We start from the raw sequence: 19239 nt of genomic DNA, 5'->3' as shown, positions 1-19239 counted from the left end.
TCACCTCGCGGGCATGAGCTCGGATGGTGCCAGACAACGCGGGACCAGACGTTCTCACGGCGATGGTGGCCCCCCTGCGCGTCGCCGTAGGCGGCAGCCACCCCAGTATCGCGGTACAGCGTCGGCGGGGTCGAGCTCATACCAAACGAACTCCGCGCTGCGGTCAGCTACCCCAAATCATTTGTATACGGCCAATTACTCGCGCAGTCATCGCATCTCGCCCGCCTACATCAACCGGCGGTAAAATTCATCCTCTTCCGCATCGCCGCGCTCATGAGGTGACCCGACCCGAGCAAACGCGCCATCTCCTCCCGCTGACCGGCCGCTTCGTCCCGCGCCGCCAAGATGAACCGCAAGCACCACGGCCGCGGTGATGACACCCAAAATCACCATCACCCCCAACGTGTTGAACAACGCGCTACACCAAACCCAGCCGTCGCCGCCATACGACATCATCAGCGCATTACCTCCGTCTCGTTACCGATCACCACACGACCGCGGGATCTGAAAACCGATACTGCCCAACCGTATCGCCCACCTAGACTGCGACGCCACCCGCCAGAATCGGTCGGGCGACGAGTCCGATATGCATTTCTACTATCTATGTACACAGATAGTAGATCAAGCGTGTCGCTTGCCAGGGTGATGGGACCACCGTTTTGCCATGAGCATGGGACCGGTTGTTTCCGGTTACTGGCCGTTGTGATGGTGACTGACGAGATGGCTGCTGGTCAATTCGGCTGGTCCGAATTGACCGGCTTTGCGGGGCGGGGTTTCTGACGTTGCCGGTAGGACTCGCCTTCGACGACGAGTTCGTAGGCCGCGGATTGGAGCCGGTCCATCGCCGACTGCGCCAGCAGTGGGTCGGCCATCATGGTGAGAATCTCTGGGGGTTCGCGGTTGCTGGTGATGATCGTTGAGGCGGTGCGGTGGCGTTCCACGATGATTTCATAGAAGTCATTGGTCTCGGTGGTTTCAAGCCGGTGCAACGCGAGGTCATCGATGATGAGTAGCTCGACGCGGTGCAGTTTGCGTACCTCGTCTTCATAGCTGCCGTCTAGCCGTGCCCCGCGTAGGCGTTTGAAGAGTTTGTCGGCGCGTTCGGTGTGCACGCTGTGGTGACGTCGGACCGCGATGTGTCCTAAGGCGTTGGCCAGGAACGTTTTTCCGACCCCGACCGGGCCCATGATGAGCACGTTGTAGGCGTCGGCCAAAAACCGCAGCGAGGTCAACTCTGCCCACAACTGGCGGTCGTAGCTGACCGCGGCGGTATCGTCCCAGGCCTGTAACTGCATCTGCGGATCCAGACGGGCCGCCTTGGCGCGTAGTTGGGCGGATTTGCGGTCGCGGCGGGTGACCTCATCGGCCAGCAGCATCTCCAGGAAATCGTGATGCGGCAACCGATTGGATCGTGCCAAGGCGAGCCGTTCGGGCAGGGTGTCGAGCAGCTGGCCGAGCTTAAGACGGCGCATCAGGACTTTGAGGTCTGCAGAGATCTCGATCGGCTTGACCGCTGGGGTGGCGTCAGGACGGGCGGGGCTCATGATGGCCTCCGCACCGTAAAGTCAGTGGCGGCGCGCACGAATCTGGATGCCGTGGGCGACGGCTTGGGGATCAGCGGCAGCTGCGCACCGGCGCCACGGGTGAGCATGCGCTCGATCAGGCCGACGTCGATGACCTCGGCGTCCAGCGCGCGTCGGCAGGCATCATCGACCGCCTCCGCGCCGTGGCGGCGCACCAATCCCAACAGGCGGTAGACCTGGCGCATCTTGGTCCACGGCAGCGGGTGTTCTAACACCGCGGCGGCGTAGACGCCGACATGGGTGCCGTGGGTGGCTGCCTTGCGCTGCAACGTGTTCAGATCCCGCATGGCATAGACCGACACCTCAGCGGGCAGGTCGGCGGGATCGGTGTGGCGGCGCCCCGGACCCACCACGGGGTGGACCTTGATCAGCTCACCGCGCCAATACAGTTTGACCGTATGCGCATCCACGCGGGCATCGAGGCGGCGGCCAATCAGCTCGCCGGGAACGCTGTAAAGCGCCCGCGCGATCTGCACATGCCGATCCGGGGCCACCTTGGGCCGGCTCCAGGTCGGGATGTCGAACACCTCGTTGGGCACCGGCTTGAGTTGGGGTAGCTCCTCGGCGGCGAACACCTCGACCGGGCGGCACCGGGTGGTGCCGTGGATTCGCATCCCGGCCACCTGCCCACACCACTGCTCAGCTCGCGCGCGGCAGTCACTCAGGTTCCGAAAGTCTTCTCCGGCAAAGAAATTCGATCTCACATATTGGACGCAGCGTTCGACGCGAGGCTTATCGCGGGGGCTGCGGATGCGGGTGGGGTCCACAGCGAATCCCCGAGCCTGGGCATATTCGCGAAATGCGTCGTTGAGCTTCGCGTCGGTCGCATCAGCCTTATCCACGATGGTCTTCATGTTGTCCGGGATCACCACCGCGAACACCCCACCAAAGAACACCCACGCCGCTTCGAACCCGGCGATCACCTCGCCCAGGGTCTGCCGGTAGGTGGGCCAAACGAACATGTGCCGCGAATACACCGCGGTGAAGATCAACCCATGCACCACCCGCCGGCGGCCGTCCTCGATGTCGGTGAGCAGCCCGAGTCGACCGAAGTCGACCTGCAGTTCGCTGCCGGGCTCACAATCGGCCACCGGCACCGTGGCCCGCCGTTGCCCAAAGCCCAATTCCGTTGTGGCATATCGATGCAACGTGCGATACGACACCACCACTCCGCGCCTGCCCAGTAGCGTGTGCACCTTCGTCAAGGTCAAGTCCTGTTTCAGCCACGCCTGGACCTGCTCACGCTGAGTGTCGATGATCTCCCACGTCTGGCTCTTGCCGTTGGGCCGGCTCGGCCGCACCTCGGCGATCACCGCCGCCAACAGCTCGTCAGTCAGCTGACAGGCGTCGCCATCACGGTCCAGCCCGCACGCGCGCGCCCGATCCACATACCGGCGCACCGTTTTGCGGTCGGTGCCCGAGAGCCGGGCCACCTCCCGATACCCGCGACCATCCAGCCACAGCCGCAACATCTCCTTGACTTCGATCACAGAAACCTCCCGGTAGCTCATTCGGCCAATACAGCGGCCGAGCAACCGGAAGCCCCGACGCCACGCCGGGTGGTCCCATAACTGGCAAAACAGCTAGCCAGGTGGTCCCATCACTGGCAAACGGGTGGTCCCATGCTCATGGCAAAACCGGCGCCGAGCTGGCCCCTTGTCCCTGGCAGCCGACAAAGTCGAAAATTCCGGCAATGGACAGAGATGATGCGGCTCTGGCTGCGGCCGGCTAGTCGTGTCACGGGCCAAGCCGGTCGCGCGACGATGAACACGTTCGGCCGCGCGTAGTCGAGGAGTCGGACGAAACAATCGTGACTACGACCAGATATGAAACTGCATCTACGTACCGGCTGTCGTAGATGATCAAGGTGTGGTGACGCTTCGGCTGGTGAACTTGCCAGGTGCTTCCCTCGTGACATAGCAGGAGGTGATGAAGTGCCCAAGGGTCATCAGCGGATCGGATTTGCAAGCGACGATGACGGTTCGCGACGACGATCAGGCCGCCATCTTGTGGCGATACGCGTTGCGATTGATGGGCGGCGCTTGTCGTGCCAAAGTCGTGGTCTGGGAAACGCTGCTCCGGGGGGACCTCGGAATCGCCGAGGGGCCGGTCAAGTCCCGATTGCGCTATGTCGCTCGGACAGAACGGCTTACGCTGCAAGAGGACGGGGTGACACGTTGACCGCGCTACCGCCCATCGCGATGCCCGCTGGCAGCGAACGCCAAATGATGCAAGGTAATTGGCTCGAGGCCAAAAGCCGTCCGGCAGCCCGATCCGTGTGCCTTCGAGCCCGAATGCCTGCTAGTAGCTAGGGATGGAGGGCGATGATGACATTGTTACGCGGACTTGGCCCGCCTGGTGACAACCACCTCCATGCGATGTGGGATGCCGCGTACGTCTTGGGATCACTGTCGGCCACCGATTGGCGGGAATTCGAGGCCCACATGGCCGGCTGCCCGCAATGCCGTCAGGCCGTTGCCGAGCTCAGCGGCATTCCGGCCATGCTGGCGCAGCTCGCCCGCAGTGACATTGGTGCGATCAACGAGGCAGACCACCCAGCCGGAGCAACCGAGATGCCGCCGGATTTGCTGCCGTCGATGCTGGCCGCGGTCCGTTCGCACCGCGTTCGAAGCCGCGCGATGATCTGGGTGGGCTCGGCTGCCGCTGCCGTCATCCTGACGATCGGTGTGTTAATTGGGGTTAATGGCAGGTTCCCGACTTCGCCGCCACAGGCGGCGCTGCCGATGGACCAAATCGGTACGACCCTGCTGGCGTCGACAGTGTCACTTAGCGGCCAGCAATGGGGTACAAACATCGCGCTGAAGTTCGTGTGCCTAGCTCCACCCGATGCTCCTCACGATACGGTGGCGTTGGTCGTCGTGGGCCGCGACGGCAGCCAGACCCGGCTGGCGACGTGGGTGGCGATCCCAGGCCATACGGCGACGCCCACCGGTAGCATTTCGATGCCGGTAACCCAGATCGCCGCAGTACAAGTGGTTTTGGCCGACAACGGCCACGTGATGCTCCAGCGCTCGATCTAGCCTCGACCGCAGCCGCACCCAATTGTTATGCGAGGCGCAACGCTACGGCTCCGCCTCGAAGTTGTTCTGGTCGGTGTGGGTTCTCCGGGCTGGACGGTGTCGTAGGTCAGGACGATTCGTCGTGTGCGTTGAGGGCAGGGCAGCAGGGTCGCCGCTCATGGGATTGCCATTAAGGAAGTCCCGTAGCGTCTTCCGGCACCGGCTCGCAGCCCGCCGATGCTGTCAGTGGACAGGCCCACGCCCAATTCTGTAAGAACTCGTCGAGGGTAAACGTTCCTTCACGGGCTATTGATATGAATCACTGCGTCAAGGCGTGCGTGTGCACGAGGCCGATTCTCCGACGGGCGACGCCGATCATCGCTGGACCTCGACGGTTACTCAGACTGGGGAGGCCTGTGCGCTTTACCGTTTAATCATCTACTATATGTGTACGTAGACAGTGCTGCATCAATGACCCGTGAGGAATTGGGCGCCTACGATGGCGCCGCTGACAGACAGGAAGAGGATTGCTCCGTCGCGACCCGCATATGGATATTCGATGCGCCGGCGGCGGATCTGATCGGGTCGAGTCCGATCGTTTCCGAGGCGTTAGACCAGCCGGCGCGAACGTCAAGGGTGGAACGGCCTTCCAAAGCCACGTAATGTTATCTAGCGAAACCCGGAGGTGCACATGACTGAAACACCCTAAGCCCCAAGCGAATCCACGGCCGGAGAACCGAGCCCTCAGCGATCCAGCCGTCTAGGTCAGGCCGCGGCAGTGGTGGGAATCACCGCCGGTGTTGTCTTCATCGTGGGTGCGGTGTTTGTTTCGGGCTTTTTCCTTGGCTCCCGCTGGGAGCATCACAACGGACCGCAGGTGATGCGCTGTGAGATGGGCGGGTCTGGCGGCGGAATGGGAGGCATGATGGGGCCCGGTGGCATGGGGCCGATGGGGCCTGGCCAACCGTCGTCGTCGACGTCGACTACTCCTTCGGCCCCGGTCACGCCGAGACCGTAGCCGAATGGCCTAGCAACCGCATCCAGAGGTTCCTAGGCCACGCATTGACTCTGAAACCGTTCCGCAGCAAAGAAATTCGTGCTCGAAGGACGGCCGGCTCGGGCGCGTCCGTCCATGACCGCCCACGCGCGTGGCTGCTACTCCACTGGTCATCTCCTTCGGTTGGCCGCAAATCAACTGCGCAGGGTGCATATGGAATTCGGTGGCAATAAGAGTCCATCCGTCACCCGGGTCGCTATGTCAACATGAACTGGGTCCGGCTGGCGGTATGAATTGGCCCACTTAGGATGCTTGAGGATGCCGGGTGAGCGAAGCTGGGTGTATGCGTGCAGAGCTACTCACGAGCCCGGGGTGTCCAAATGCGGCGCTGGCTCGGCGCCTGCTCGTGGACTGTCTGTCCGAGGTTGGTTTCGCTGAGCGAGTGGTGGAAAGAGTCGGTGCATATACATCGCCGACCGTGCTCGTTGATGGTGTCGATGTCATGACATCGGGTGCCCCATTGATCGCCAATGCGTGCCGGCTGGACCTCCCGACCAGGGAGCGAGTGCTGGCGGCGCTGAATGATGATCGGCGCCGTTAGCCTGATCGACGCGCCCGCGGCACGGATTCAGCTGGGGCTGAGACTTTAGATTTCGGGTCTGGGCCAGCCGGTAGGAGGCGGTGCCGGTTCAATAATGGCGCCGCCGAAGGTAAGTCGGGCGAATGGCGGCGCAGAAGCGTGGGGCGGTAAACGGTTTGTCCACCGTGAGGAGGCTTCCTTGCTGGCGATCGCGATAGCGTTCTTTCCTCCGCTGGTCAAAACCTGGAAGAGCAGGTCGGCGCTGCACGTGCCTAGTTCCGTGTAGCCAATCAAGCAGCAGAAGATCCACACGCCCCTGGCAGTAGGTGGCCTTGGTCAGTTGTTTGTCGTCGGCGGCTTCGACGAGCTCGTTGACCAGTCATGGCCAAGGTGTAGCCCGACCTGTCACAGACATCCGCAAGTCTGACTCGATGAACCCACTACTGTCTACGCAAACGCGCAGGAGCCCTCGGAAACCGTGCACGTGCTGGTCCCGGCAGGGTGCCGATCTAGCTGTACTGACCACGGGCGTCCGTGAGTTCGACGCCGGCTGGGGCGTCCAGATCGTTTTCCAAGATCCAGCACACCGTGGAATGGTCATGTTTGGTCGGCGTATGGCGCGATGCACGGTCGAGAAGAGTCTGCAAGTGACCCTCAAGCGCGACGAGTTCGGCGATCTGGGCGCGGACTTGGTCAAGGCGGCTGTGCAGGACTTGGCGGACGTGCCCGCACGGCACCTCGCCGCGGTCATGAATCGCCAAGATTTGGCGAACCTTCTGCAGGGTCAACCCGGCCGCTTGACCGCGATGGATGAACCGCAGCCGATCCACGATCTCGGGTCCATAGTCGCGATACCCCGAAGCGCTGCGTGCGGGCGACGGTAACAGCCCCGAGTCCTCGTAGAAGCGGATCGTCTTGGTGCTGGTCTTGGTCAGTTTGGCCAGCTCGCCGATCTTCATGCGCCCTCCTTGACCTTCCAGTGCACTGGAAGGATAACACTGGATTCATGGCAATCGCGAGCTGCGGAGGTGCGCTCAAGGTTGACGGTTGGTTTCGGTGAGTCCAGAAGTCACCTTGGCCCCAGAGATTGTTGCCGGCTTGTACGGCAGTAATTGGCCTATGACGCCCGCGGCAGTGGCTTGATGGTCTCTTCAGTCCGGTCATCACGGCGGACACCACCGAAGTTGAACCCACCGACGGGTCAACAATTTGCATGACATGAAAGGGAGCACTCGGAATGGTGTTGCACGGATTCTTGGTGAAGGCGGTACCCACGGTGGCGACCGGCGTAGTCGGGGTTGCCGCGTATGAGGCACTGCGCAAGGCGGCGGGGAAGGCTCCGTTGCGGAAGGCGACGGTCATCGCTACCGCTTGGGGCATACGCGTTGTCCGCGAGGCCGAGCGCAAGGCCGGGGCGGGCGCCGAGCAGGCTCGACTGACGGTCGCCGACGTGGTGGCTGAGGCCAAAGAGCGCGCCGGGGAGGAAGCTGCACCACTGACAGTGGTGGACTCGAGCGACGACAAATGACCACTGGGGTCCTTGACGGCGACGTCGCATTGAAAGTTGTATCCGATGCGTCGGGGCGGATGCGTGTGCGCGTCACCGGGTTTGGTGTGGACGCTGTTCGCGCCGTCGCGATCGAGGAGATGGTCTCCCAAGTGACCGGCGTGCAGGCCGTGCAAGCGTATCCGCGTACCGCATCCGTGGTGGTCTGGTACATGCCCCAAGCCTGCGACACCGCTGACGTGCTGTCGGCGATCGCCGAGGCCGAGCACATCCCCGCCGAATCGGTGCCCGCGCGGGCCCCGCACTCGGCTGATATTCCAAAGACCGGTGTGCTGCGAAGAATTGCCAGCGGGATCGGATTGGCGCTGTTCGGCTTGCGCCGTGATGTGCAAGATCGTGCGACGGACGGCGAGAGTTGCGGCGGCTGCGGGTCTGGGCCGGTCATCGGGGGTGAGTTGTCGCCGGACGAGCAGAGTCGGCGCGAACGGCGCAAGTGGTGGCGGCGGGTGTGGTTGGCCTTCCCGCTGGGGTTGGTAGCGATGGCTTCGACAATGTTCTTCGGCGCCTACCCTTGGGCGGGCTGGTTGGCGTTCGCCGCGACGGTGCCGGTGCAATTCGTCGCCGGGTGGCCGTTCCTCCAGGGGGCGGTCGAGCGGGCGCGGGAGTTGACCTCGAACATGGACACTCTGATCTCGCTGGGCACATTGACCGCGTTCCTCTACTCCACTTATCAGTTGTTTGCCGGTGGGCCTCTGTTCTTCGACACCTCGGCGCTGATCATCGCGTTCGTGGTGCTGGGCCGCTATTTCGAAGCCAGAGCCCAAGGCAAGGCGCGCGAGGCGATCAGCAAGCTGCTGGAGATCGGTGCCAAGGAAGCCACGCTGCTTGTGGACGGCGAGGAGCGCCGCGTGCCAGTCGATCAGGTCCGCGTCGGAGACCTGGTGCGCGTGCGGCCGGGGGAGAAGATCCCGGTCGACGGCGAAGTCATCGACGGGCGCGCCGCCGTCGATGAGTCGATGCTGAGCGGCGAGTCCGTCCCGGTCGAGAAAACGGTGGGCGACCATGTTGCCGGCGCGACCGTCAACACCGATGGGCTACTGACGGTGCGCGCCACGGCGGTCGGGGCGGATACTGCGCTGGCGCAGATTGTGCGACTTGTCGAGCAGGCGCAGAGGGGCAAGGCCCCGGTCCAGCGGCTGGCCGACCGGGTCTCGTCCGTGTTCGTTCCGGCCGTCATTGTTGTTGCCGTCGCGACGTTTGCGGGGTGGACGCTGCTTGCCGGCAACCCGATCGGCGGCATGACCGCGGCGGTCGCGGTGCTGATCATCGCGTGCCCGTGTGCGCTGGGCCTGGCCACCCCCACGGCGATCATGGTCGGCACCGGCCGGGGCGCAGACCTGGGAATCCTGGTCAAGGGCGGCGAGGTGCTCGAAGCGTCGAAGAAGATCGACACGGTGGTATTCGACAAGACCGGCACCCTCACCCGCGCCCAGATGCGGGTGACCGAGGTCGTTGCCGGCAAGCGGCGCAAGCCCGATCTGGTGCTGCGGATCGCCGCCGCAGTCGAGTCGGGCTCCGAACACCCGATCGGCGCGGCGATCGTCGCCGAAGCGCATGAGCGGGGATTGGAGATCCCGGCCGCCACTGCGTTCACCAACGTCGCCGGGCACGGCGTGCGCGCCGAGATTGACGGCAGGCCGGTGGTGGTTGGGCGGCGCAAGCTCATCGACGAGCACGATCTGGAGTTGCCCGACCACCTGGCTGCAGCCGCCGCAGACCTCGAAGAGCAGGGCCGCACCGCGGTGTTCGTCGGCCGCGACGGTCACGTGGTGGGTGTGCTAGCGGTGGCCGACACGGTCAAAGACGACGCCGTCGACGTGGTCCGTCAACTGCAGGCCATGGGTCTGCGGGTCGCCATGATTACCGGCGACAACGCCCGCACCGCGAACGCGATCGCGAACCAGGTCGGCATCGAGCAGGTGCTGGCCGAGGTGTTGCCGGAAGACAAGGTCACCGAGGTTCGCCGGCTCCAGGACACGGGCAAGGTGGTCGCGATGGTCGGCGATGGCGTCAACGACGCGCCCGCCCTGGTGCAGGCTGACCTCGGCATTGCCATCGGCACCGGTACCGACGTGGCCATCGAGGCCTCCGACATCACCCTGATGTCTGAGCGGCTAGACGGTGTCGTGTCTGCGATCGGGCTCTCCCGGCAGACCCTGCGCACCATCTACCAGAACCTCGGCTGGGCCTTCGGCTACAACACCGCCGCAATCCCACTCGCCGCGCTCGGCATGTTGAACCCGGTCGTGGCGGGTGCCGCGATGGGGTTCTCCTCGGTCAGCGTGGTAACCAACTCGCTGCGGCTCCGCCGCTTCGGTCGCGAGGCCCAGCTGGGCGTACGCAAATCAGTGGGCGCTGTGAAATGAGGAGCCACGAAATACCCTGCATCAGGGTTGCGCCACGCCGTATGCGATTTCGACGCGGCTCCGCTGGTTGCAAGGCATTTCGCGGCTTGCCCTGGGGCACACAAGATTTCGCGAACGATGCAGCACTGAACAGCCGAATGGCACTCCACGCTTGAGCGGATAAGGGAGTGGAGGCGTACGTCGACCTCGCCCATGCTGAAGGCGCGAAAGGACTGTCGGAAGCGGCTTTCGTACGCTCAAATCCGAAATAGCGTGGCGGAGAACAGGATAGACATGCCGATAGCCATCCCTGCCTGACTTAGGTTACCCAGCGACCTGAACAGGGACGGCTCATGCTGACGTTTGACGAAGTACCAGTAGGTCCAAAAGAGCGCCGCAACCGCGAAACCGACGGCAGCGAGCCAGTTCACAGCGCTAAACCATACAGGCGGTCCGCTGCTTGCCGGCATGGCCGTGCCGGCCATGTCCATGCCCGGCATAGACGACATGGCTGGCGGAACGTGGTGCTCGGTGCTCGTTCGGGCCGGATACCACCGAGCGTTCATCATGGCGTACATCCAGCCCGTCGCCAGCATCATCAGAGTGTGATACCCGTACCTAACGCGCAAGGCGGTTGTTCGGGCCACAGCGAAGGCCATCGTCACGAACGTCATGGCCGCTAGCAGAAAAAACACTGTAGGTCCCGTCGAAGGCAGATGTGCGCCCGACGGCGGCCAGGCCATCATCACCATTGCCACTGCCATGACGAAATGCAGCCCGTGACTGACGACCCAGGCCCACGGTCGGCGTTTGCCGACGATCGCCAGCACGCATTCGGTGGCGGTCAGGACGAACAATCCGGTGACGACCCAACGAAGTGCCGAGTCATGAATCATGCGATACCGAGCCGCTCCCATCGATGTCAGAGAGGACGCCAGTGGTCATTTGTGTCGTCCGCGCTTGCCAGTCACGCGCGTGGCACGAGCACGCGCCAGGCTCATCACTCTCGACCTGGCGCCACCGCGTAGAGCATTGCGATCGTACGGCCAGTCGCCAATTGGCGTGCTGTCCAGTACTTTTAGACGATGTACTCCGAGCCGTGCTACCGCGCCGTATACCTTGCCCGCTACGCGGGGGCTGCAGGCTAAGATCGCGCGCATCGTCGTCCATACAGGTCATAGCCATCGGTCATAGGTGTCACCGTCAAACCCGCCTTGGCCCTGAGGCTGTCGTCGTACTTGCTGGGCATCGCGCCATCCTTCCCAAGCAAGAAAGTGCGCACGAAACTCGGGACTGTTCAGTTGCGCCGCGCAATACGCCGAGGCATTGGTTAGGAAGGCGATAGTTTCTGCCTGTTCAGCCACCTGCCTGCGGAGCCGCACCAATTCCGCTCGCTCCTTGGGTAAAAGCGGTTCACCGCCACTGGGATCATGTAGCAACCCGCCAGCGCTGTCTGCAGACATCCGCCACCGTTCATCGCGCACCCATGTGTGCAGCACGCTGTCATTCAAGTTGAGCTCCCGGGCGACATCGACGACCCGCTCCTTTCCATCGATGACACGATGTGCGGCCGTAAACCTGTACTCAGGAGTAAACGATCGCCGAGTTCGTCGCATCGCGCCATCCTTCAAAGAGCCCAAGTCCTGTCATCGCCGGTCCCCGACGCTTCTTTGCAGTCCCATGACATGCCTCGAGCGTGCTGCTAAGACCCAGACAACTACCCGAGGCTACTATCTATGTACGCAGATAGTAGATATAGGACTGCACAACTGGCAATACCGATTTCGAGCCATTTTGCAATCCCGCGATTCGCGGAGATCGATCCACGGCCACTGGCGTGGAGGATGAGATCGGCCAGCTCGCTATCTTCGTACCGCACCTCCTTGACCTTCCAGTGCGCTGGAAGGATAACACTGGGTGGTGTGCCACGGATCGGGAGGTAATGGCGGTGGGCACAACGGTTGTTTCGGTACTCGAAATCTCGTGTGCTGCTTGCAAGTGCGCGATTGCTGACGGTATGACGGAATCCACGAACTCACCTGCGGGCCCCGACTTGGCCTCGGCTAGCTTCCTCAACCCGATCCTCACGGGCGCGGCAATGGGATTGCCTTCGGTCAGCGTGGGCGCCACTGCGGTGCGCCTGACGAGCTCCGACGAGAGCCCGACGGCACGATGAGTGTCTCAGTCTGCTTGCTGCTGTACAGCTTCGCGGTCGCGACGCTCTCACCGTGGGTGCTGCCTCGCTTGACCCATGCGGGTACCGCCCCGCGGTTAGGGGTGGTTGCGTGGTTGGTGGTGATGATCAGCGTTGTCGCTTCGTGGCTGGCCGCAACCGCATTCCTCATCGTGTCTCTCGTGCGTTATTGGCATGAGCCAGGTCGACTCGCCACCGCATGTTTCGAGTCGCTGCGGCGGCTGGTCGACGGCGGCGCCGCGGTAGCGTTGCAGGTGGCCTTGCTTGTGCTGGCCGCTACCGCGGTCAGCACACTGAGCACGCTGGGGTGGCGCTCGGGCAGGTCTCTGCGGCGGGCGCGCGCGCAGAGCCACGGGCACGCCGCAAGAGCTCGGGTGATCGGCCGCCGCATCGATGGAGTGGATGCCGTCGTGGTGGACGCTGCCGAACGGGCCGCGTACTGCGTGGCCGGCCACCCTGACACCGTCGTTGTGACCAGCGCAGCGCTGGACTCACTCACCGATCGCAATCTGCAGGCTGTGCTGGCACACGAACGAGCCCACCTGGCCGGGCGCCACCACCATGTTCTGGCCTTCGTGCGCGCCCTAGCGGTTGCCATTCCCAGGGTGCCCCTGTTCAGCACGGCCGATCGAGAGATCTCTCTGTTGCTGGAGATGGCCGCCGATGACGCCGCGGCCCGCAGATGCGGTTCGCTGACACTGTTGGACGCGCTGCTGGCATTGTCCATGGATGCCAAGGCGCCGCAAGGGGCCTTCGGGGCCACCGGAACGGAAGTGCTGGCCCGCGCCGAACGTCTGGCCGCACCGGCCGCCGCTCGAAATCGATGGAGCAGCCGGATGTTGCTTACCGCCGCAACCCTTCTCATCACCGGGGGGCCGCTGATTCTCGCCGGTCTTACTGCAGCCGGCGCCATGTGGTGCTACCCGATCGCCATCTAAAGGCGAACGTCGGCCGAGCGCGTATCTACCTAATACCGAGTTGTGACACCAGCTCGGGACAACCGCGCCTGTCGGAACGCCGCCTGCCGAGGCCCTCGCGCGACAGGGTCCGCCTTTACGGCGCCATTACGGAAAACTGAATCCCGACAAGCCACGGCGCTCAGAGCCAAACCATTTGCGGGGCAGAGTGATCAGTTTTCACCATCTGTGTTCCAATCCGCAATCCGCCACACTTGCTAATTTACCCACCTACTAAGTACTATAGTAGACAGTATATATCCGCTCCGCTGGGAGGAGCCAAGACCTCGCCATGGGGAGCGATGGGATGGCCAAAAGAATGGAAGCACTGCCATGTTCGCCGGCATCACTTGCCACGCCGGCGCCCTGGTTACCGCCACTGTGGTGCTAGCCGGCACCGCAATTGTGGGCTCCGGCACAGTAGCGGCCGACCCCAACCAGGACGACCAGTTTCTGGCGCTGCTCGTTGAAAAAAAGATTCCCGCCCGCCGGAACGTGCCGAGCCTCATCGCCACTGCCCATAAGGTGTGTCGCAAACTCGATGGCGGCATGCCGGTGGACGCGGTAGTGGACTTGATGAGGAACACTGCGTTCAACGTGGACCCTCCCGAGCGCCAATACCCCCCCGAGCGCATCACGCGCACCCTCACCCGATTCATCACTGCAGCGGTGGAGGTCTACTGCCCGTACAACCAACAAAAGATTGATTCCATCACGGCTATGGCTAGTTCCGCGCCTGGATCGAATGAACCGACGCACCGGGTCGCCGCGTCCACGCACGACACGGTCAACTCAGCAAGCGGTCCGCGCGAGCCGCGCTTTTACATGATCGACACTCCGGCGGCGCGGCAGGAACCGATGGGCACCGGCGTGGTCCGGCTGACATACGTGCTGGACGGCGCCACCTTCGTGGCGGGCCGCTACGGGAACGACCGGTCGGACCGTGGTGCGCCGGGCACAATGCTCACCTCGCTCACCGGAGCGGTTCCCGAGGGAGATTCCGACTTACAGAACCCGCCGCAGATTCCGCCACCACCGCCGCCCACGGCGCACAACCTGATACCACCCCGGCCAAACGCGGCACCGCCGCCACCAAAACAACCGCCCCCGCCGCAAGAGCCCCCGCCACCACCGCAACAGGCGGAGCCTCCTGCTGCGGCTCCTCAACCTGGGGGCGATGCCGGCGACGGCGGTGGAGGCACCGGCGGGGGTGGCAGTGGTGGCAACGGCGGTGGCGGTCCGGTGCAGTCGGCGCCGGCGCCCCACATGCCGCCGGGCTTTGTCAGGCTCGCACCATGAGACAGCAATGGCCCCGTCACCGCCGTCAAAGCCTTCCGATGGTCGCGTCGTTAGGTGTAGTCATGGTCTCGTGTTTCGCCTTCAGACGAAGCAGCCTTAGGGCAGTTATCGATTTGGCGTGAGCCATCGCGGCTTCCTTATCGAAATCGGCCGCGATCTACCAGCAGGTGTCGTCATCGCTGAGTGGGTACAGGCCGATATGTGTTTCGCCTCGCAGGTGGGCATCAACGACCTCAGGGTCAGTGGTAGGTAAGGCGCGTCGGCCCGGTTCATACCCTTGCGCCAAGATCCTTTGATCGCCGGCATCCAACCTGAACGGCCATCTCGACGATTTTCCCAGCGCAACGCGTAAACATCGGTGCGACAACGGAACAAATCGAAGAAGAACCGCACCTTATGAGCGGAGCTGGAGCCCATTGTCACCGGTGAGGCCCGCGCCCCCGTCAGCGTCGCCTGGTCACTGGAGGCCGCGCGTGCCTGTTCCTCACTCAATTGCAGGAGATGACGCAAACGCGCGTTGTCGGCACGCAGCGTGTCTAACTCACCGGGGAAACTCTCGACACCGCCAACGGCCAACTCCTTTGTGCAGCACACTCTTCGGCGGAAGGGTCTACTCCCGCCAGCGCTCCCCGAGCGCTTTCGCCGCTGTAGACACCTTCATGACCAGACGACGCTCGCGGTTCGTGACGGGGACGAAGTGGTAGTGCTCGTAGAAGGATTGCGCCTCGTCGTCTATGGCATCAACGACGATGAGCCGGCCGCCGCCGATTTCCGATGCGGCGACGGCTTTGCCTAGTGCGTCCAGAAGCAGCTGCTCGCCATATCCCTGACCCCGCAGCGATGTGTCGATCGCCAGGCGGGCAATCAAGTATCCGGGTATGCGGGAATAGCCACCGGCCATGGATCCCGAGATGCCGTCGTCGTTGCGTACTACTTCGGTGGGGCGGATGGCGAAATAGGCACTGACTTTCGGTTCGCCGAGCGGGGTCCACACGTAGACGTGCGCGACCCCGCTGCTGTCCGCGCGACGGGCATGGGCGATGAGCCAGGTATTCAGCGACTCCTTACCGCAGTCGAACCCTTCCAGCGTGTGGGCGTCAGTGAGTCGCGCGGACTCGAACACTGTTCAACGCCTTGTGAAGACCGCTGGTTTGCGTGCGGCTGCCGCCAGCCGCGGCGCGTCGTCAGCAGCCTCGAGTGAGGACATCAGTTTGTCAAACTGTTCGGGCTCCATTGCCGTTACCAGCTCTTGGCGCAGGATGTCTTCGGCCCGTTGCATCGCAGCTTTCCGCACGAACTCCGAGTTCTGCTCATGGACAAGGTTGGCGGCGCGCTGGATGCGGTCCAAGGTCGCTTCCTCAGCGCGAAGCTCGATGCGCTTCGTTTTGACTGCCACGACAACACTCCTTCTTCCTTTAGTCATCTCTGCTCGCAATTGCCGATCACTTTATTGTACGGTGAATGTACGTACAGGGCTAGGCAAGGCTGCGATCGGCGCTGGGGACCAACCGAGGACCACACGCGATGCGCGATGCCGAACGGCCTGCACGTCCATTAACTTGAAGCTCGATGCGATGGCGGCGGAAACCGCCAGCGACCTCGGAAAACGTGCTACCCCCACTTCCTGGGGGTCAAGTGGTCGCAGGTTCAAATCCTGTCAGCCCGACACAGAACGGCCCGCGAATTGGCAACCCCAGCGTGGAAACCCTCGCCCGCGGCGGCCACTCGACGCGATGAGAGCATGGGCCCGATGACAACCCACACCTGCATGGGCTGCGGCCTCAAAACCCGCTACTCCTATGGGCGCAATTGCGCGGGTTGCGGTCGACAGACCCGCTGCTCGTATTACGGAGATCGGCCGGATCGCTACCAGCAGGCCGCGGTGGCGTTTGCGGTCCCCGCGAGGATCGTCAGTCTGAGCGAGAGGCATCCGACGGCCACGTTGGTGTTGACGGTGCCGGCCTCGCTCATCGCCATGGCCGCCGTCGCCGCGTACCCCGTGGTGTTCGTGCCGTCGCTGTTCTTGCTCGCGGTGGCTTTGGTGGCATCCATCCGTTACGAGGAAGCCCGCACCCCACCCAAGTAGTCGGCGGGATCAGTTCAATCCTCGCGGTCGGGCTCGGTGAGTTCCGGCGCGTTCTCGCGGGTCGCCATGCCGCCTTCGTGGCCGTGATCCGCGGGACCGGGACGGCCGCCCTTCGGCTCGTCGTCGTCTTTTTCTGAGTGCTTGCCCATCGCAACCTCCTTCGTCGATCGAAGGACTACCCGCAACGGCGCAATTGAAGACCCCTACCGCGTCTTCCGGAGGTCGGCGAGCGACTGCTTGAGCCCGCCGTCCAGCCGGATCTGCACGGCCGCCACCGCCACCATGATCGCGGCGGTCACCAGGTGCACGACCGCGTCGGTGACGTTGTTGGGAAAGGTGAACACGAACGCGACCCGATGCGAGAAGAAGGCCCAAAAGCCCGGCAGCGCACCGGCTATCGCGGCCAGCAGCAGATACAACACCGACCACGACTTGCGCATCGCGAAGACCAGGCCTGGAGCGAACAGCGCGAGGCCGGCGACGGCGTGCCAGCCGTTGTAGTCCATCCCGAGCAGCTGGACGGTCGGCGCGGTGGGCCCGATCTCGAAGCTGGGATTCATGAGGAAGCCGATCACCGCCTGAACAACGTGGAAAACACAGATGATCAGCAGCCCGACCTGGGCGAAACTCCACCTCACATGGCACCCCCTTGTGCGCGGCGAGATGCCCGAATACTACGTGGTGTAGTAGCAATCTGGCAATGGTCCCGCACCAAGCGGCTGAAGGTCAGTTGCGCCCGGGAATCTTCATCACCGTCCGCACGATGGGCAACAGCGACTTCTGCCACAGAGACGACGGAATACCGAGCGGCGGATCGAGATTGAACACGCGCGCGGTCGCGATCGTCTGCGATTCGGTGTACTTCAGCAAGCCCTCGGCGCCGTGGCGGCGCCCGACGCCGGACTGGCCCATCCCGCCCATCGGTGCGCCGAGGCTGCCCCACGCGAACGCATAACCCTCGTTGACGTTCACGGTGCCCGACCGCAGGCGGGCGGAGATCTGCTGACCCTCGGCGGACGAGCCGGCCCACACGCTGGCGTTGAGCCCGTACTCGGTGGCGTTGGCCTTGGCGACGGCCTCGTCCACGTCGGCCACCGGATAGATCGAGACGACGGGCCCGAACGTCTCGTTGGCCGCGCACTCCATCTCCGGCGTGACGTCGGTCAGAACCGTGGGCTCGTAGAACAGCGGCCCGATGTCGGGCCGAGCCTTGCCGCCGGCAATCACTTTGGCGCCCTTGGCTTTCGCGTCGTCCACATGATCGGTCACGGTGTCCAGCTGACCGGCGGAGATGAGGCTGCCCATGTCGATCGAGAAGTCATACGCGGAGCCCAGCTTCATGTTGCGCACCGCGGCGCCGAACTTGCCGATGAAGTCGTCGGCGATGTCTTTCTCGACGTAGATCCGCTCGATGGAGATGCACAGCTGGCCCGCGTTGGAGAAGCACGCGCGGGTGGCCGCTTTGGCGGCCTTGTCGAGGTTGGCGCCCCGCGTGACGATCATCGCGTTCTTGCCGCCGAGTTCGGCGGAGAAACCGATGAGCCGCCGGCCGGCGTGTTCCGCGAGTTGCCTGCCGGTGGCGGTCGAGCCGGTGAACATCAGGTAGTCGCAGTTGTCGATGATCGCGGTGCCCACCACCGAACCCGGCCCGGGCACGACCGCGTAGAGCGCTCGTGGCAGGCCGGCCCGATACAAAAGCTCGGCACACGCGAGCGCGCAATACGGGGTCTGGCTGTCCGGCTTGAGCACCACCGCGTTACCGGCCAGCAGCGCGGGCACCGAGTCCGACGCCGTCAGGGTCATCGGATAGTTCCACGGCGAAATCACCCCGATCACGCCCTTGGGTTGGTAGCCCACCGTGGTCTTGCCGATGCCCGGCAGCAGCGCCTGCACGGTCCGCGGCTTCAGCAGGTCCGCGGCAACGCTTGCGTAGTAGTTCGCGTTCGCCACCAGATCGATGAGCTCCTCCTGCGCGGCCCAGCGGGCCTTGCCCGCCTCGGCCTGCAGGAGATCCATCAGGAACTCGCGGTTCTCCACGACCAGGTCGCGATACCGGCTGATGACATCCACCCGCTCGCTGACCGGACGTTTCGCCCAGGCGGCCTGGGCCACACGCGCCTCGGCGAAAGCGGCTTCGACGTCTTCGGCCGTCCCGATGGGAATGGTGGTCAGCGTCTTACCGGAGAAGACCTCGTCGATCGTCTTGGTCTGGCGTGCGGTGCCGTCTTTGATCGCGGCCAGCTGGCGCAAGCGATCGAAGACCTCGGCTGACGGTGCGGGCATGTCGTGACCTCTCAAAAGCGCAGGTATTCAAAACACCAGACTATGGGCTTTCGCGGTGTCCGGCGTGGCGGTGTCGATGGGGCAGTCTTGAGCGGCTATCGCCCGAGAAGTAAGACGGACTCTGATCGCACGCCGGAAGACTTCGACAAGGCTGAGGGCTAAGGACAGTGCATCTGTCCGATCACGCCGACCCCAGCGAACTCGCGACTCATGTACCCTCAGGGGTCAACGCACGACTAGAGCCGTAAAGCAGGTACTCAAGCAGATTGATTCAGCCCTCCGCCGGGCCGGGCAGGTTCCGGAGGGGGCGCCATGCCGCGTATCGGCTC

General features: G+C 63.7%; 19 protein-coding genes and 2 pseudogenes. 8 read left to right on the top strand and 13 right to left on the bottom strand.

Going from position 1 to position 19239, the window contains the following annotated elements:
* Positions 1 to 225 precede the first annotated feature (225 nt).
* The 3 genes from G6N26_RS05515 to istA form a co-directional block, all read right to left on the bottom strand.
* Complete coding sequence (locus G6N26_RS05515) at positions 226 to 456, bottom strand: hypothetical protein (RefSeq protein WP_020822714.1); 231 nt, start codon at positions 454 to 456, stop codon at positions 226 to 228.
* Positions 457 to 731: 275 nt separating this feature from the next.
* Positions 732 to 1544 carry an ATP-binding protein gene (locus G6N26_RS05510; RefSeq protein ID WP_014711800.1) on the bottom strand — a complete coding sequence of 271 codons (813 nt, stop codon included), beginning with the start codon at positions 1542 to 1544 and terminating at the stop codon, positions 732 to 734.
* Positions 1541 to 3094, bottom strand: coding sequence for an IS21 family transposase (gene istA, locus G6N26_RS05505; protein ID WP_033712892.1), 1554 nt, complete (start codon positions 3092 to 3094; stop codon positions 1541 to 1543). The genes G6N26_RS05510 and istA overlap by 4 nt, the downstream gene beginning before the upstream one ends.
* Before the next feature lie 571 nt (positions 3095 to 3665).
* Between istA and G6N26_RS26515 the strand changes: the two are divergent.
* Positions 3666 to 3764 (top strand): annotated as a pseudogene (locus tag G6N26_RS26515) (sigma-70 family RNA polymerase sigma factor); the annotation flags it as partial.
* Between the two features lie 143 nt (positions 3765 to 3907).
* Positions 3908 to 4624: an anti-sigma factor family protein gene (locus G6N26_RS05495; protein WP_014711797.1), complete on the top strand. Its 717-nt coding sequence runs from the start codon at positions 3908 to 3910 to the stop codon at positions 4622 to 4624.
* Positions 4625 to 6244: 1620 nt separating this feature from the next.
* Here the strand turns inward: G6N26_RS05495 and G6N26_RS26510 are convergent.
* Both G6N26_RS26510 and G6N26_RS05490 read right to left on the bottom strand, forming a co-directional pair.
* Positions 6245 to 6559: pseudogene (locus G6N26_RS26510) on the bottom strand (ATP-binding protein); the annotation flags it as partial.
* A gap of 130 nt (positions 6560 to 6689) precedes the next feature.
* Positions 6690 to 7139 carry a heavy metal-responsive transcriptional regulator gene (locus tag G6N26_RS05490; RefSeq protein WP_014711796.1) on the bottom strand — a complete coding sequence of 150 codons (450 nt, stop codon included), beginning with the start codon at positions 7137 to 7139 and terminating at the stop codon, positions 6690 to 6692.
* Between the two features lie 278 nt (positions 7140 to 7417).
* On the opposite strand from G6N26_RS05490, the gene G6N26_RS05485 reads away from it, so the two are divergent.
* Together G6N26_RS05485 and G6N26_RS05480 are read left to right on the top strand one after the other, a co-directional pair.
* On the top strand, positions 7418 to 7708 hold the full coding sequence (locus G6N26_RS05485) for a DUF1490 family protein (protein ID WP_014711795.1): 291 nt from the start codon (positions 7418 to 7420) through the stop codon (positions 7706 to 7708).
* Between the two features lie 59 nt (positions 7709 to 7767).
* Positions 7768 to 10113 (top strand): copper-translocating P-type ATPase, encoded by a 2346-nt coding sequence (locus tag G6N26_RS05480; protein WP_014711794.1) that lies wholly within the window; start codon positions 7768 to 7770, stop codon positions 10111 to 10113.
* Positions 10114 to 10349: 236 nt separating this feature from the next.
* Here G6N26_RS05480 and G6N26_RS05475 read toward each other — a convergent pair whose 3' ends face one another.
* The gene (locus G6N26_RS05475) at positions 10350 to 10988 is read right to left on the bottom strand and encodes a DUF5134 domain-containing protein (RefSeq protein WP_014711793.1); all 639 of its coding nucleotides are present in this window, start codon (positions 10986 to 10988) and stop codon (positions 10350 to 10352) included.
* Between the two features lie 279 nt (positions 10989 to 11267).
* Positions 11268 to 11708, bottom strand: a complete 441-nt coding sequence (locus G6N26_RS26505; RefSeq protein ID WP_014711792.1) for a transposase — start codon at positions 11706 to 11708, stop codon at positions 11268 to 11270.
* Positions 11709 to 12109: 401 nt separating this feature from the next.
* On the opposite strand from G6N26_RS26505, the gene G6N26_RS05465 reads away from it, so the two are divergent.
* The 3 genes from G6N26_RS05465 (at position 12110) to G6N26_RS05455 (ending at position 14541) form a co-directional block, all read left to right on the top strand.
* Positions 12110 to 12268 (top strand): hypothetical protein, encoded by a 159-nt coding sequence (locus tag G6N26_RS05465; protein WP_163648734.1) that lies wholly within the window; start codon positions 12110 to 12112, stop codon positions 12266 to 12268.
* Positions 12265 to 13224, top strand: a complete 960-nt coding sequence (locus G6N26_RS05460) for a M56 family metallopeptidase (protein WP_014711790.1) — start codon at positions 12265 to 12267, stop codon at positions 13222 to 13224. Before G6N26_RS05465 ends, G6N26_RS05460 begins: the two co-directional genes overlap by 4 nt.
* 351 nt (positions 13225 to 13575) lie before the next feature.
* Entirely contained in the window at positions 13576 to 14541 is a 966-nt protein-coding gene (locus tag G6N26_RS05455) for a DUF732 domain-containing protein (RefSeq protein WP_014711789.1), read from the top strand.
* Between the two features lie 105 nt (positions 14542 to 14646).
* Here G6N26_RS05455 and G6N26_RS26500 read toward each other — a convergent pair whose 3' ends face one another.
* The 3 genes from G6N26_RS26500 to G6N26_RS05445 form a co-directional block, all read right to left on the bottom strand.
* Positions 14647 to 14958, bottom strand: a complete 312-nt coding sequence (locus tag G6N26_RS26500; RefSeq protein WP_372420864.1) for a TOTE conflict system archaeo-eukaryotic primase domain-containing protein — start codon at positions 14956 to 14958, stop codon at positions 14647 to 14649.
* Positions 14959 to 15151: 193 nt separating this feature from the next.
* Positions 15152 to 15664 (bottom strand): GNAT family N-acetyltransferase, encoded by a 513-nt coding sequence (locus G6N26_RS05450; protein WP_014711788.1) that lies wholly within the window; start codon positions 15662 to 15664, stop codon positions 15152 to 15154.
* A 3-nt stretch (positions 15665 to 15667) separates the two neighbouring features.
* The gene (locus G6N26_RS05445) at positions 15668 to 15937 is read right to left on the bottom strand and encodes a type II toxin-antitoxin system TacA family antitoxin (RefSeq protein ID WP_014711787.1); all 270 of its coding nucleotides are present in this window, start codon (positions 15935 to 15937) and stop codon (positions 15668 to 15670) included.
* Between the two features lie 345 nt (positions 15938 to 16282).
* Here G6N26_RS05445 and G6N26_RS05440 point away from each other — a divergent pair, with 345 nt between their 5' ends.
* Positions 16283 to 16627 (top strand): hypothetical protein, encoded by a 345-nt coding sequence (locus G6N26_RS05440; RefSeq protein WP_083020231.1) that lies wholly within the window; start codon positions 16283 to 16285, stop codon positions 16625 to 16627.
* Positions 16628 to 16641: 14 nt separating this feature from the next.
* Here the strand turns inward: G6N26_RS05440 and G6N26_RS26325 are convergent, their stop codons facing one another.
* From G6N26_RS26325 to G6N26_RS05430, 3 genes are all read right to left on the bottom strand, one after another.
* Complete coding sequence (locus tag G6N26_RS26325) at positions 16642 to 16776, bottom strand: hypothetical protein (protein ID WP_008257331.1); 135 nt, start codon at positions 16774 to 16776, stop codon at positions 16642 to 16644.
* A 54-nt stretch (positions 16777 to 16830) separates the two neighbouring features.
* Positions 16831 to 17265: a DUF4383 domain-containing protein gene (locus G6N26_RS05435; RefSeq protein ID WP_083020236.1), complete on the bottom strand. Its 435-nt coding sequence runs from the start codon at positions 17263 to 17265 to the stop codon at positions 16831 to 16833.
* An 88-nt stretch (positions 17266 to 17353) separates the two neighbouring features.
* Positions 17354 to 18910 carry a succinic semialdehyde dehydrogenase gene (locus tag G6N26_RS05430; protein WP_083020240.1) on the bottom strand — a complete coding sequence of 519 codons (1557 nt, stop codon included), beginning with the start codon at positions 18908 to 18910 and terminating at the stop codon, positions 17354 to 17356.
* Positions 18911 to 19239: the final 329 nt, after the last annotated feature.

It is taken from the genome of Mycobacterium marseillense (assembly GCF_010731675.1).
Taxonomy (GTDB): Bacteria; Actinomycetota; Actinomycetes; order Mycobacteriales; family Mycobacteriaceae; genus Mycobacterium; species Mycobacterium marseillense.
Note: the sequence above shows the minus strand (reverse complement) of the source record. Positions and strands in the feature narration are given on the sequence as shown.